The sequence below is a fragment of the Streptomyces sp. NPDC087270 genome, from assembly GCF_044744625.1.
Lineage (GTDB): Bacteria > Actinomycetota > Actinomycetes > Streptomycetales > Streptomycetaceae > Actinacidiphila.
In genome coordinates this window covers 703,959-717,583 of record NZ_JBIUYR010000001.1, presented here as the reverse complement: position 1 = coordinate 717,583, position 13,625 = coordinate 703,959, and the positions used below count along the sequence as shown (strand labels likewise).

Here is a 13,625-nt window from a genome sequence, read left to right as displayed (position 1 = left end):
TTGAGTCTATTCCACTCAAGGTGATTCCGGGCACAGGTTCGCGCACCGGTTCGGGGCACCGTCTCGGGAGGACCCATGAGCTCGGCACACCCGACGGATTCCCGGCCGACCGGCCCGACCGAGCCCACGGAGTCCACGGAGTCCACCGGCCCAGCCGGCGCGGCCGGCGCGGCCGGCACGACCGGCCCCGCCGACCCGTATCCGATGGACGCCAGCGGCGCGTCCGTACGGGCCGACGCCGCCATACTGCGCGAGCGCGCGGCCGCCTGTCCGGTGATGCTGCCCGACGGCGTCCCCGGCATGATCGTCTCCCGCTACCGGGAACTGCGCGATTTCCTCGCCGACCCCGAAGTGGCCAAGAACGCCCGGCACTTCGCCGCACTCCAGGAGGGCCGTATCCCGGACCAGTGGCAGCTCAACGCCTTCGCCCTGGTCAACGGGATGACGACGGCCGACGGCGACAGCCACCGGCGGCTGCGGGGGCTGGCCACCAAGGCGTTCACACCGCGCCGGGTGGCCGCCATGCGCCCCTGGATCGAGCGGCTGGCCGGCGACCTGGTGGCCGAACTGCCCGGCCGGGCGGGCGAGGACGGCGTGGTGGACCTGCGGGCGCACTTCGCGTACCCGCTGCCGATGGGCGTGATCAGCGAGCTGCTCGGGGTGGCCCCGGCGCACCGCGACCGCCTGCACGACCTCACCCACCTCCTGGTCAGCACCTCCAGTTCGGCCGCCGACGCGATGGCCGCGCAGCGCGCGATCCACGGCGTGCTCGCCGATGTCGTCGCCGAGCGCCGGGCCCGCCCCGGCGACGACCTGACCAGCGCGCTGATCGCGGCCCGCGACGGGGACCGGACGGACGGCGCCGAGCGGCTGAGCGACGAGGAGGTGACCGGCACCCTGCTGCTGATGATCGTCGCCGGGCACGAGACCACGCTCAATCTCATCACCAACGCGGTGCGCGCCCTGTGCGGCCACCCCGGTCAGCGCGACCTCGTTCTTTCGGGTGAAGCCTCCTGGGACGCGGTGATCGAGGAGACGCTGCGCTGGGACAGCCCGGTGGCGAACTTCCCGTTCCGCTACCCCACCACCGACCTCGACGTGGACGGCACCAGGGTGCCGCGCGGCACGCCCGTGCTCGCCGGGTACGCCGCCGCCGGACGCGACCCGCGCGAATACGGCCCCGACGCGGGCCGGTTCGACATCACCCGGCCGCCGGGCACCCGCCACCTCTCCTTCGGGCACGGCGCCCACTACTGCCTGGGCGCCCCGCTGGCCCGCCTGGAAGCCGCGGTCGCGCTGCGCACGCTGTACGGGGCGTATCCGCGGCTGGCGATGGCCGTGGACGAGGACGAGTTGCCGCCCCTGCCGGGCTTCGTCGGCAACAGCGTGGAGGAACTGCCGGTCCGGCTGGACGGTTGAGCCCCGCGCGGGCAACGCCACCGCGCCGACGGGCTACGGTTCCTCCCATGGCCCGCCGTGACCCCCGCTCCCCCGACGCCGGATTCCTCTACTTCTGGCGCGAGTACCACCTGTGCACGCTGACCACCAGCCGCCCCGACGGCTCCCCGCACGTCGTCCCGGTCGGCGTCACCTACGACCCCGAGGCGGGGCTCGCCCGGGTGATCACCAACACCGCCAGCCGCAAGGCGGCGAACGTGCGGGCCGCCGGGCCGTCCGGCGCCCGGGTCGCGGTCTGCCAGGCGGAGGGCCGCCGTTGGGCCACCCTCGAAGGGCTCGCCACGGTCAGCGCCGACCCGGAACGCGTCGCCGACGCCGTACGCCGCTACACCGAGCGCTACGACCGCACCCCCGCGTTCAACCCGGACCGCGTCGTCATCGAGATCGCCCTCACCCGCGCGATGGGCAACGCCTGACGCGTCCGCCCGACGCCGCGCACTCGGTTGCGGGCACCCCGGGTTCGGGCACACCCCGGGTTCGGGCCGCCCTGTTTCGGGTGATCCGGGTTCGTGCCGCCGGTTCAGGCCGCGCGGCCGCCGGTTCAGGCCGCGCGGGCGCCGGTGACCTTGGCCAGGAAGGCGTCCAGGTTGCGCAGGGTGCGCTCCACCTGCTCCTCCAGCGTCAGGGTCTCCTCCATGCGCTTGGCCAGCACCGAGGTCTTCTTGCCCCGCACATACAGGGAACAGGCCAGGTCGGCGCACATGTAGATGCCCACGGTGTTGCCCTGCCGCCCGGCCGGGCCGGCCAGCGGCGCGGCCAGCAGGTCCACCCCGCCGCCGGAGTGCCCGGTCAGGCAGATCGAGCACAGGCTGCTGCGCATCAGGTTCCTCCGTGCCCCCGGCGCGATCCGCAGGGTGATCCCCAGCGGCCGCTCCCCGCCGGTCACCACGTACGCGCGGTCCGGCGCGCCCGGGTCCCGCCAGCCGAAGAAGTCGAGGTCGCCCCACGGCACCTCCGCCAGGTCCCGAGGCAGCCTGATCCGCTTCGCCTCCCCCTTCGAGCAGTTCACGAAGGAGTCCCGGATCTGCGCTTCGCCAAGTGGGTCCATGGCATCCGAAGCTAACAAGCGACCCGCGGGGCTGTCGCCGCATTTACGGCCGGCAACGTGCGGTACCCGCGCCCCCGAAGGGACGCGGGTACGGCAACGGCAACGCGGGTTCCCAGGGCAGGCTGGCTCTAGCCGTCCCGCTTGGGACGCCACACCACCAGCGCGCTCGTGTGCTGCACGTCCTGGTACGGCACCAGGTCGCGGCGGTACGACGCGTGCACCGCGGCCTCGCGCTGCTGGATGACGGCGGCGGCGCCGTCGACGGCGGCGGAGAGTTCGGCGACCCGGGCCTGGAGCGCGGCGACCTGGTTCTCCAGCTCGATGATCCGCTTGATGCCGGCGAGGTTGATGCCCTCGTCCTGCGAGAGGCGCTGCACCTCCCGCAACTGCTCGATGTCGCGGGCCGAGTAACGGCGCCCGCGGCCGGCCGCGCGGTCCGGCGAGACCAGGCCGAGGCGGTCGTACTGCCGCAGGGTCTGCGGGTGCAGCCCGGACAGCTCGGCCGCCACGGAGATCACGTAGACCGGCGACTCCTCCGTCAACTGGTACGGATTGCGGCCGCGTCCCATCCGGGGCCCGGAGACCCCGCCGCCGTCGATGCTCATCCGCTCACGCTCCCTTTGCGGCCTTGAACAACTCCGCCCGCGGGTCGAGGTCCGCGGTCGCCTCACGGTAGGACTCCAGCGCGTCCAGCGCCTTGCCCTCGGTCCGTGCGGGCACCGCCACCTCGACTGTGACGAGCAGATCGCCGCGTGAACCGTCCTTGCGCACCGCGCCCTTGCCCCGGGCCCGCAGGGTCCGGCCGTTCGGCGTGCCGGCGGGCAGCTTCAAGGTGACCGGCGGCCCGCCGAGGGTGGGCACCTTGATCTCGCCGCCGAGCGCGGCCTCGGTGAAGCTCACCGGGACCGTGACCGTCAGGTTGGCGTCCTTGCGGCCGAACACCGGGTGCCGGCCGACGTGCACGACCACGTACAGGTCGCCGGCCGGTCCGCCGCGCTCGCCGGGGGCGCCCTTGCCGCGCAGCCGGATGCGCTGCCCGTCGGTGACCCCGGCGGGGATGCGGACCTGCATGGTGCGCGAGCTCTTCGCCCGGCCGCTGCCGTGGCAGACCTCGCAGGGGTTCTCCGCGATCAGACCGCGGCCCTTGCAGTCCACGCACGGGTCGGTGAGCGAGAAGCCGCCACCGCCGCCACGGGAGACCTGCCCGGTGCCGACGCAGGTCGGGCACACCCGGGGCGTGCCGTTCCTGTCGCCGGTGCCGGAGCACGCCTTGCAGGGCGACTGCGAGGACATCCGCAGCGGGACGGTGGCCCCGTCGACGGCCTCGGTGAAGCTGAGCGTCACCTCGGACTCGATGTCCTGGCCGCGGCGCGGCTGCACGCGGGTGCCGCCGCCCCGGTTGAACAGGCCGCCGAACACGTCGCCCAGGCCGCCGCCGAAGCCGCCGCCCTGGCCGGTCGTGGTGGTGCCGCCGGGCCCCTGGGCGCCGCCGAAGAGGTCGCCCAGGTCGAAGTTGAACCCGCCGCTGCCACCCGCGCCGGGACCGGGCCGCATGCCGCCGTTGCCGAACAGCGCGCGGCCCTCGTCGTACTCCTTGCGCCGCTTGGTGTCGGAGAGGACGTCGTTGGCCTCGGAGATCTCCTTGAAGCGCTCCTCGGCCTTGGCGTCGCCCTTGTTGGCGTCGGGGTGGAACTCCCGGGCCAGCTTGCGGTACGCCTTCTTGATCTCGGCGTCGGTGGCGTCCTTGGGGACACCGAGGACCTTGTACAGGTCCTTCTCCAACAGGTCCCTACTGATGCTCATCCTCGGCGTCCCTCCTCTCCGTCACGTCCCGCTCCGTCAGCCCTTGGACGGGCCACCGGTCTCCTCGTCGTCGTCCGCCTTCCGGTCGGCCCGGTCGGCCTGGTCGGCCGGCTCGTCCGACTCGGACTGCTCGTCCTTGCCGTGGGCGCCCGGCTGGGGCTCGGCGACCGCGACCCGGGCCGGCCGCAGATTGCGCTCCCCGATGCGGTACCCCGGCTGGAGGATCTGCACGCATGTCGTCTGTGTGACATCAGGCGAATAGCTGTGCATCAGCGCCTCGTGCACCAGCGGGTCGAAGGGCTCGCCCTCCTTGCCGAACTGCTGCAGGCCCAGCTTCGCGGCGACCGTCTCCAGCGACTCGGCGACCGACTTGAAGCCGCCCACCAGTTCGCCGTGTTCCCGCGCCCGGCCGATGTCGTCGAGCACCGGGAGCAGTTCGGTCAGCAGGTTGGCGACCGCGACCTCCTTGACGGCGACGCGGTCCCGCTCCACCCGGCGGCGGTAGTTCTGGTACTCGGCCTGGAGGCGCTGGAGGTCGGCGGTGCGCTCGCCGAGCGCGGTGCGCACCTGGTCCAACTGCGCCTTGACGGCCGTCAGCTCCTGGGAGGTCGCGTCGTCCCCGGCCCCGGACACCGGGCCCGCCTTACCGGCGGTCCCGTTGCCCGAGCCGGACTTGCCCGCCTTGCCGGACTCCGGCTTGTCGGCGGCGTCGGAGGGGACGTCGGGCTCCTCGAAGCCCTTCGGCTCCTCCGTCACGCGGCACCATCCCTCTTGTTCTCGTCGTCGACGATCTCGGCGTCCACGACGTCGTCGTCCGCGGCCTGGGCCGAGTCGTCGGCCGGACCGGCGCCCGCGCCGGCACCCGCGGTCGCCGCGCCGCCCTCGGCCTGCGCGTTGGCGTACAGCGCCTGGCCGAGCTTCTGGCTGGTGGCCGCGACCTTCTCGGTGGCCTCGCGGATCGACGCGGTGTTGCCGTCGTCGGACGACTCGTTCTTCAGCTTCTCCTTGAGGTCGGCGACCGCGGTCTCGACCTCGGACTTCACGTCCTCGGGAAGCTTGTCCTTGTTGTCCGCGATGAACTTCTCGGTCTGGTAGACGAGTTGCTCACCCTGGTTGCGGGTCTCGGCGGCCTCGCGGCGCTTGTGGTCCTCGTCCGCGTACTGCTCGGCCTCCTGGCGCATCCGGTCGACCTCGTCCTTGGGCAGCGAGGAGCCACCCGTGACGGTCATCCGCTGCTCCTTGCCGGTGCCGAGGTCCTTCGCGCCCACGTGCATGATGCCGTTGGCGTCGATGTCGAAGGTGACCTCGATCTGGGGCATCCCGCGCGGGGCCGGCGGCAGGCCGGTCAGCTCGAACATGCCGAGCTTCTTGTTGTACGCCGCGATCTCGCGCTCGCCCTGGTAGACCTGGATCTGCACCGACGGCTGGTTGTCCTCGGCGGTGGTGAAGATCTCCGAACGCTTGGTCGGGATCGTGGTGTTCCGCTCGATCAGCTTGGTCATGATGCCGCCCTTGGTCTCGATGCCGAGGGACAGCGGGGTGACGTCGAGCAGCAGGACGTCCTTGACCTCGCCCTTGAGGACACCGGCCTGGAGGGACGCGCCGATGGCGACGACCTCGTCCGGGTTGACGCCCTTGTTGGCCTCCTTGCCACCGGTCAGCTCGCGCACCAGCTCCGCGACGGCGGGCATACGGGTCGAGCCGCCGACCAGGACCACGTGGTCGATCTCGGACAGCTGGATGCCGGCGTCCTTGATCACGTTGTGGAACGGGGTCTTGCAGCGCTCCAGCAGGTCGGAGGTGAGCTGCTGGAACTGCGCCCGGGTCAGCTTCTCGTCCAGGTGCAGCGGGCCCTCGGCGGACGCCGTGATGTAGGGCAGGTTGATCGAGGTCTCGGTCGACGAGGACAGCTCGATCTTCGCCTTCTCCGCGGCCTCGCGCAGCCGCTGGAGCGCCATCTTGTCCTTGCCCAGGTCCACGCCGTGGCCGGACTGGAACTGCTTGACCAGGTAGTCCACCACGCGCTGGTCCCAGTCGTCACCACCGAGGTGGTTGTCGCCGTTGGTGGCCTTGACCTCCACCACGCCGTCGCCGATCTCCAGCAGGGACACGTCGAAGGTGCCGCCGCCGAGGTCGAAGACGAGGATCGTCTGGTCGTCCTTGTCCAGGCCGTACGCCAGCGCGGCGGCGGTCGGCTCGTTGACGATGCGCAGCACGTTCAGACCGGCGATCTCGCCGGCCTCCTTGGTGGCCTGCCGCTCGGAGTCGTTGAAGTACGCGGGGACGGTGATCACCGCGTCGGTGACCTTCTCGCCCAGGTACGACTCCGCGTCCCGCTTCAGCTTCTGCAGGATGAAGGCGCTCATCTGCTGCGGGTTGAAGTCCTTGCCGTCCAGGTTGATCCGCCAGTCGGTGCCCATGTGGCGCTTGACCGAGCGGACGGTCCTGTCCACGTTGGTGACGGCCTGGCGCTTGGCCACCTCGCCGACGAGCACCTCGCCGTTCTTGGCGAAGGCGACGACGGACGGCGTGGTCCTGGCGCCCTCTGCGTTGGTGATGACGGTGGGCTCGCCGCCTTCGAGAACGCTGACGACGGAGTTAGTCGTGCCCAGGTCGATGCCGACCGCACGTGCCATGGTTAATCCTCCAACAACTGACTTGAGTGCAACTGGCTCAACAGTGCACGACAACGAGCCCGCTGTCAATTGACATGAGTCGAGGCGACTCAACTTAACGGCGCGTGTCTGACGCACTACCCGAGCGACGCCCACCCGACCACCGGCGCCGCCCCTCACCTGTCTCACGGATGGGCACCCTGCGTAGTTCCCCGGCCACGCCTGAACTGCCGCAATTCACCCGATCGGCGGCAGATCCGCCCCGCGGACACCCCCGCTCCGCTCCGCAGGCGCCCCCACTCCCACCCAGCAGGCACCCCCGCTCCGCCCCGCGGGTACCCCCGTCGCGACGCAGATCACCAGCAGGGCGGCTTTATGGGCCCGGAATTCCCGGGTAACCTCAGCCGAGACCGGAGTAAGTTACCGCTTAGTACGTTTTTGCTCGCAGCAGGCCCGAGGAGCCCTCATGCAGCTCGCCGCGATCATCGTGTCGCTGGTCCTCACGGCGGTCGGCGTCGCCCTGATCGGCCTCGCCGTCGCGCAGATCTACCGGTTCGTCAAGCTCGGGACGCCCGTCCCCGCGGGCAGCCGCACCAACGACCCGGTCGCGCGCACGAAGACGCTGGCCAAGGAGTTCGTCGGCCACACCCGGATGAACAAGTGGGGCCCGATCGGCGTCGCCCACTGGTTCGTGGCGGTCGGCTTCCTCACCTTGGGCCTGACCATCCTCAACGCCTACGGACAGCTCTTCAAGGCCGACTGGATTCTCCCGGTGATCGGCACCTGGCTGCCGTACGAGGTGTACATCGAGTTCATCACGCTCTTCACCACCCTGGGCATCCTGGTGCTCATCGCGGTCCGGCTGATGAACCTGCCCTCCCGCGCCGGACGCAAGTCGCGCTTCGCCGGATCGACCGCCTGGCAGGCGTACTTCGTCGAGTACGTGGTGCTCGTCATCGGCCTGGCCATCCTGATGCTGCGCGGCCTGGAGGGCGCCCTGCACGGCGTCGACCACTACGAAGCCGCGTACTGGGTGTCGTACCCCCTGGTGGCGGGCCTGCGCGGGCTGAGCACCCACACCCTGCAGAACACCGTGTACCTGGTCGCGATGATCAAGCTCGGCGTCACCATGATCTGGGCGATCACCCTGGGCCTGAACACCTCGATGGGCGTGGCCTGGCACCGCTTCCTCGCCTTCTTCAACATCTGGTTCAAGCGCAACGCCGACGGCCCGGTGGCCCTGGGCGCGCTCCAGCCGATGACCAGCGGCGGCGTGCCGATCGACTTCGAGGACCCGGGCGAGGACGACGTGTTCGGCGTCTCCCAGGTCGAGCAGTTCTCCTGGAAGGGCATCCTCGACTTCTCCACCTGCACCGAGTGCGGCCGCTGCCAGTCGCAGTGCCCGGCCTGGAACACCGGCAAGCCGCTGTCGCCGAAGCTGCTGATCATGAGCCTGCGCGACCACGCCCACGCCAAGGCGCCCTACCTGCTGGCAGGCGGCGGCAAGTCCGCGGAGGGCGAGGAGAAGGCGACCGAGGAGCAGCTCGCCGGGGTGCCGGCCGCCGCCCTCGCCGAGGCGGAACGCCCGCTGATCGGCACCCTGGAGGAGAACGGGGTCATCGACCCCGACGTGCTGTGGTCCTGCACCACCTGCGGCGCCTGCGTCGAGCAGTGCCCGGTCGACATCGAGCACGTCGACCACATCGTGGACATGCGCCGCTACCAGGTGATGATCGAGTCGGCCTTCCCCAGCGAGGCCGGCACGATGCTGAAGAACCTGGAGAAGAAGGGCAACCCCTGGGGCCTGCCGAAGAAGCAGCGGCTCGCCTGGGTCAAGGAGGTCGACTTCGAGGTGCCGGTCGTCGGCGAGGACGTCGAGGACCTGACCGAGGTCGAGTACCTGTACTGGGTCGGCTGCGCGGGCTCGCTGGAGGACCGCGCCAAGAAGACCACCAAGGCGTTCGCCGAGCTGCTGCACATCGCGGGCGTGAAGTTCGCCACCATGGGCGGCGACGAGAACTGCACCGGCGACTCGGCCCGCCGCCTGGGCAACGAGTTCCTCTTCCAGCAGCTCGGCCAGGAGAACGTCGCCATGCTCAACATGGCGTTCGGCGAGGAACTCGACGACGACGGCAAGGTGGTCCCCACCTCCCGCAAGCCGCGCGCCTCGAAGAAGATCGTCGCCACCTGCCCGCACTGCTTCAACACCATCGCCAACGAGTACCCGCAGCTCGGCGGCGAGTACGAGGTCATCCACCACACCCAGTTGCTCCAGCACCTGGTGGACGACGGGAAGCTGGTCCCGGTCACGCCCGTCGAGGGCCTGATCACCTACCACGACCCCTGCTACCTCGGCCGGCACAACAAGGTCTACACACCGCCGCGCGAGATCATCGCCAAGGTGCCCGGGCTGCGCAACGAGGAGATGCACCGCCACAAGGAGCGCGGCTTCTGCTGCGGCGCGGGCGGCGCGCGGATGTGGATGGAGGAGCGGATCGGCAAGCGCATCAACAACGAGCGCGTCGACGAGGCGCTGTCCCTGAACCCGGACATCGTCTCCACCGCCTGCCCGTTCTGCCTGGTGATGCTCACGGACTCGGTCAACGGGAAGAAGAACGACGGCAAGGCGAAGGAGTCGCTGCAGGTCGTGGATGTCGCGCAGTTGCTGCTCGACTCGGTGCGGACGCCGGCTGCGGTGCCGGCGGAGGCGACCACGACGGGTTGAGCCGCACGGACGGTGCGGGGCCCGGACGTCAACCGGGCCCCGGACGTCACCAGCGGCCGGCGGCCGGCGTGCGGTGGCCGGCGCGCGGCGTGCAGCGTGCGGCGGGCAGTGGCCGGCCGCCGGGTGGTGGTCCCTCAGGACACCCCGTGGTCGGCCAGCATCTTCTTGAAGTCCGCCGTCTTGAAGATCCCGCTGTCGTCCGACACCTTGTCGCCGTCGATCTTCACCATCGGGGTGCCGGCCGCCCCGCTCTTGTCGAACGCGTTCTCCGAGGCGCTGACGAAGCTCGCGTACTTCTGGTCGCGCACCGCCGCGTCGAAGGTGGTGCTGCGCAACCCCGGCACCCGCCCGGCGAGTTGGAGCAGGTAGTCCACGGTGAAGCCGTCGGTCTGCTCGTCGGGCTGGTACTGGTAGACCAGCGTGTGCAGCGCCGCAAAGCCGCTGCCGTCCGCCGACGCGTCCAACGCCGCGCGCAGCGCGTTCACCGTCCGCTTCGAGCCGCCCCCGCCGCGCTGGTCGAGGAACGACGCGAACGTGTACTGCACGCGGATCTTGCCCGCCACCTCCAGCGCCTGGACCTGGGCCGCGTTCGCCTGCTCGAACTGCTCGCAGATCGGGCAGCGCGGGTCCTCGAAGACGGTGAGGGTGTGCGCCGCGGAGGGGTCACCGACGGTGATGGTGGTGCCGTCCGCCTCCAGGCGGGCCGGGATCGCGTGCCCGGCGTCGGCGGGGGCGCCGGTGCCGGTCGCCGTCGGTGCCGAAGGGGTCGCGGGCGCGCTCGTACGGGAGTCCGGGAGGTGGGAGCCGTAGCCGGGGTCCGTGCCGGTGGAGCAGGCGGCCAGCGGCAGCGCGAGGGCGAGAACGGCCGTGGCGACCAGGGCGGCCCTGCGGCGGGCGGGGAAGGGGGTGGGAGGGGTGCGTATCACCCGAACGGCCCTGGTCCGCGCGCCCTCGTCCGCGGCTTCCGCTCCGATGATCCCAGCGGCGTTCTTCTTCATCGTCGACTTCCCCACACCCGGTCCAGCCCGTCACCCGTTGCCGCCCGGCAGGCTACCGGGCGTGTCACAGGTTGGCAGCAATGGGCCGCCCGCGCACAGAGGGCCGTCCCCGCATCCGGAAGTAGCGGGTACGTTCGAAGGCGTGGCAGGTTTCAAGGGACGACGGGGCGAGGGCGGGCAGCGGGGCGGGGCGCGGTCGGCGCGGTACCGGCCGCCCGGGCCCGGCGCGGCGCCGCAGCAGCCGCAGGGGCACCCGCGGGCGTACGGCGGGGGATACGGCGGGGGCGGCGGAGGCGGCTATCCCGACGGCGCGCCCGGCGCGGGTGCGCCGCACGGCGGGCCCGACCAGCCCGGTTACTACGACCACCGCGGCGCCCCGGCCCCCTCGTACGACGACTCCCCCGGCAGCACCCGCGCGTTCACCGTGGGCAACGACGCGCGGTACGCCGACCCGTATGCGGAGCAGGCGTACGACGGCGGGTCGTACGACCGCGGTTCCTACGACGGCGGGTCCTACGACCGCGGTTCCTACGGCAGCGGGTACGACGGCGGTTACGGCGGCGCGCCCTACGGCGATGACAACGTGGCCACGTACCGGGCCGGCCAGGCGAGCGCGCCGCCGGTCGCCCCGCGGCTGCACTGGAAGGAACTGCTGAGCGGGATCGTGCTGCGGCCGGGCCGTACGTTCTGGCAGATGCGCGACCACACGGTGTGGGGCCCGGCCCTCATCGTGACCTTCGTCTACGGGCTGCTCGCCGTCTTCGGCTTCGACGCGGCCCGCAGCGACGTGCTCAACTCCACGCTGACCGCGAGCGTGCCGTGGGTGCTGACCACCGCGGTCATGGTCGTGCTGTGCGGGCTGACGCTCGGCGCGGTCACCAACACGCTCGCCCGCCAGCTCGGCGGGGACGGCGCCTGGGCGCCCACCATCGGCCTGGCGATGCTGGTGAGTTCGCTCACGGACGCACCGCGCCTGCTCTTCGCGCTGTTCCTCGGCGGCGGCAACGGGTTCGTGCAGTTGCTCGGTTGGGCGACGTGGATCGCGTGCGGGGCGCTGCTGACGTCGATGGTGGCGAAGTCGCACGATCTGCCGTGGCTCAAGGCGCTCGGGGCGTCGTCGATCCAGCTGGTGGCGCTGCTGATGTTGTTCAAGCTGCCGCTGATCTGAGGGGTGGGCCGGGGGGCGCGGACGGTGCGCGCGGGCCGGGTGGCCCGGGGCGCGGGGCCGGGTCGGCGCCGATCCGCGGGATCGGTCAGGAACGTACAAGATCCGGGGCCGGCCGGGCGTGAGGCTGGGTGCATGAGCACCGAGAACGACATCGCACCCGAACCGTTCCGCTTCGACACGAAGATCGCCGTACTCCTGCGGGACGACCTGGAGACCTGGCAGCGGCTGAACACGACCGCCTTCCTCGTCAGCGGGCTCGGCTCGCAGGTGCCCGAGGTGGTCGGCGAGCCGTACGAGGACGCCGACGGCACGTCGTACCTGCCGATGTTCCGGCAGCCGGTCCTGGTCTTCGAGGGCGACAAGCAGACCTTGACCACCGCGCACGCCCGGGCGCTGTCCCGCGCGCTGCCGCGGTCGGTCTTCACCGCGGACCTCTTCAGCACCGGCAACGACCACGACAACCGGGCTGCGGTCCGCGCGGTGCCGCGGGACGGGCTCGATCTGGTGGGGCTGGCGGTGTACGGGCCGAAGAACGCGGTGGACAAGGTGCTGAAGGGTGCGCGGATGCACCCCTGAGGGCCTTCGAGGCGTTGGCTAGACCTGCGTGCGGTGGAAGTTGAGGAACGAGCGGGAGGGCGTGGGGCCGCGCTGGCCCTGGTAGCGCGAACCGTAGCGGGCTGACCCGTACGGGAACTCCGCGGGGGACGACAGCCGGAACAGGCAGAGCTGCCCGATCTTCATCCCGGGCCACAACTTGATCGGCAGCGTCGCCATGTTCGACAGTTCGAGCGTCACGTGGCCGGAGAACCCGGGGTCGATGAAGCCGGCCGTCGAGTGCGTGAGCAGCCCCAGCCGCCCGAGGCTCGACTTCCCCTCCAGCCGCGACGCGATGTCGTCGGGGAGCGAGATCACCTCGTACGTCGAGGCGAGCACGAACTCCCCCGGGTGCAGGATGAACGCGTCGTCGCCCTCCGGCTCCACCAGCCGGGTCAGGTCGGGCTGTTCCACCGCGGGGTCGATGTGCGGGTAGCGGTGGTTCTCGAACACCCGGAAGAACCGGTCCAACCGCACGTCGATACTCGACGGCTGCACCATCGCCGCGTCGAACGGGTCCACCCGCACCCGCCCGTTGTCGATCTCGGCCCGGATGTCCTTGTCTGAGAGAAGCACCCCCCGAGACTAGCCGAACCCGATCACGCGTCCCGGCGCCCCGCACCCCGCGGGGCCGTCACGGCACCGCCATGGCGCCTCGCGGCACCGAGCGACGGGGCGCACCGGGACGCGTGGCCCTACTTCCCGCTCACTTCCCCGTGCTCCCGTGCAGCTCGTCCACCGGCACCGCGTGCCGCAGCCGCGCGCACTTCGGACACCTCAACAGCCGCCCAGGCCCCAACCGCTCGGCTCCGAGATGCTGCATCGGAAACGACGCCGTACTGAACACATGTCCCTCCGCACACCGAACAACCGTGCGCTCCATGTAGCCCCTTCCCCAACTCCGCGTGGCCGACAAACCCACACATTAGGGGATTCCCCCGCCCCACCCGGCTCCACCACACCGACCCCCAACCTACCCCTCCCCCACCCCCCGACCCCGCCCCGTCCGCCTCCCACCATGGGGTACAGTAGCCTCGCAGCGACTTCCCAAAGCCGCTCACCTCGCGGATGTAGTTTAATGGTAGAACATGAGCTTCCCAAGCTCAGAGCGCGGGTTCGATTCCCGTCATCCGCTCCATATAAAAGCCCCCGGCGAGAAGCCCGGGGCCTTTTTGTTGTCTGGACCAATTCACCAGTCTCGTGCCAGATCCGTGCC

12 protein-coding genes and 1 tRNA gene are annotated in these 13,625 nt (G+C 71.1%); 6 read left to right on the top strand and 7 right to left on the bottom strand.

What is annotated here, in order from left to right:
- Positions 1-204 precede the first annotated feature (204 nt).
- On the top strand, positions 205-1,419 hold the full coding sequence (locus ACIPAE_RS03165; RefSeq protein ID WP_402442658.1) for a cytochrome P450: 1,215 nt from the start codon (positions 205-207) through the stop codon (positions 1,417-1,419).
- Positions 1,420-1,466: 47 nt separating this feature from the next.
- The gene (locus tag ACIPAE_RS03160; RefSeq protein WP_402442532.1) at positions 1,467-1,874 is read left to right on the top strand and encodes a pyridoxamine 5'-phosphate oxidase family protein; all 408 of its coding nucleotides are present in this window, start codon (positions 1,467-1,469) and stop codon (positions 1,872-1,874) included.
- 125 nt (positions 1,875-1,999) lie between these two features.
- On the opposite strand, the gene ACIPAE_RS03155 is transcribed toward ACIPAE_RS03160, so the two are convergent.
- From ACIPAE_RS03155 to dnaK, 5 genes are all read right to left on the bottom strand, one after another.
- Complete coding sequence (locus ACIPAE_RS03155; RefSeq protein ID WP_366409767.1) at positions 2,000-2,506, bottom strand: FBP domain-containing protein; 507 nt, start codon at positions 2,504-2,506, stop codon at positions 2,000-2,002.
- Between the two features lie 128 nt (positions 2,507-2,634).
- A complete protein-coding gene (locus tag ACIPAE_RS03150; RefSeq protein ID WP_328467299.1) occupies positions 2,635-3,111 on the bottom strand; it encodes a heat shock protein transcriptional repressor HspR in 477 nt (158 codons plus the stop codon).
- 4 nt (positions 3,112-3,115) lie between these two features.
- Positions 3,116-4,309: a molecular chaperone DnaJ gene (dnaJ, locus tag ACIPAE_RS03145; RefSeq protein WP_328467297.1), complete on the bottom strand. Its 1,194-nt coding sequence runs from the start codon at positions 4,307-4,309 to the stop codon at positions 3,116-3,118.
- Positions 4,310-4,345: 36 nt separating this feature from the next.
- Positions 4,346-5,065, bottom strand: coding sequence for a nucleotide exchange factor GrpE (gene grpE / locus ACIPAE_RS03140; protein WP_329366425.1), 720 nt, complete (start codon positions 5,063-5,065; stop codon positions 4,346-4,348).
- Entirely contained in the window at positions 5,062-6,945 is a 1,884-nt protein-coding gene (dnaK, locus tag ACIPAE_RS03135) for a molecular chaperone DnaK (protein WP_329366427.1), read from the bottom strand. The genes grpE and dnaK overlap by 4 nt, the downstream gene beginning before the upstream one ends.
- Positions 6,946-7,390: 445 nt before the next feature.
- Between dnaK and ACIPAE_RS03130 the strand changes: the two genes are divergently transcribed.
- Positions 7,391-9,649 carry a (Fe-S)-binding protein gene (locus ACIPAE_RS03130; protein ID WP_402442529.1) on the top strand — a complete coding sequence of 753 codons (2,259 nt, stop codon included), beginning with the start codon at positions 7,391-7,393 and terminating at the stop codon, positions 9,647-9,649.
- Positions 9,650-9,783: 134 nt separating this feature from the next.
- On the opposite strand, the gene ACIPAE_RS03125 is transcribed toward ACIPAE_RS03130, so the two are convergent.
- Positions 9,784-10,647: a DsbA family protein gene (locus ACIPAE_RS03125; protein ID WP_402442527.1), complete on the bottom strand. Its 864-nt coding sequence runs from the start codon at positions 10,645-10,647 to the stop codon at positions 9,784-9,786.
- A gap of 142 nt (positions 10,648-10,789) precedes the next feature.
- Here ACIPAE_RS03125 and ACIPAE_RS03120 point away from each other — a divergent pair, with 142 nt between their 5' ends.
- Together ACIPAE_RS03120 and ACIPAE_RS03115 are read left to right on the top strand one after the other, a co-directional pair.
- On the top strand, positions 10,790-11,815 hold the full coding sequence (locus tag ACIPAE_RS03120) for a Yip1 family protein (RefSeq protein ID WP_402442525.1): 1,026 nt from the start codon (positions 10,790-10,792) through the stop codon (positions 11,813-11,815).
- 132 nt (positions 11,816-11,947) lie between these two features.
- Positions 11,948-12,391, top strand: a complete 444-nt coding sequence (locus tag ACIPAE_RS03115; RefSeq protein WP_402442523.1) for a DUF2000 family protein — start codon at positions 11,948-11,950, stop codon at positions 12,389-12,391.
- 18 nt (positions 12,392-12,409) lie between these two features.
- On the opposite strand, the gene dcd is transcribed toward ACIPAE_RS03115, so the two are convergent.
- Complete coding sequence (dcd, locus tag ACIPAE_RS03110) at positions 12,410-12,985, bottom strand: dCTP deaminase (protein WP_328467284.1); 576 nt, start codon at positions 12,983-12,985, stop codon at positions 12,410-12,412.
- A 488-nt stretch (positions 12,986-13,473) separates the two neighbouring features.
- On the opposite strand from dcd, the gene ACIPAE_RS03105 reads away from it, so the two are divergent.
- Positions 13,474-13,547 (top strand) — tRNA-Gly (locus tag ACIPAE_RS03105).
- Positions 13,548-13,625: the final 78 nt, after the last annotated feature.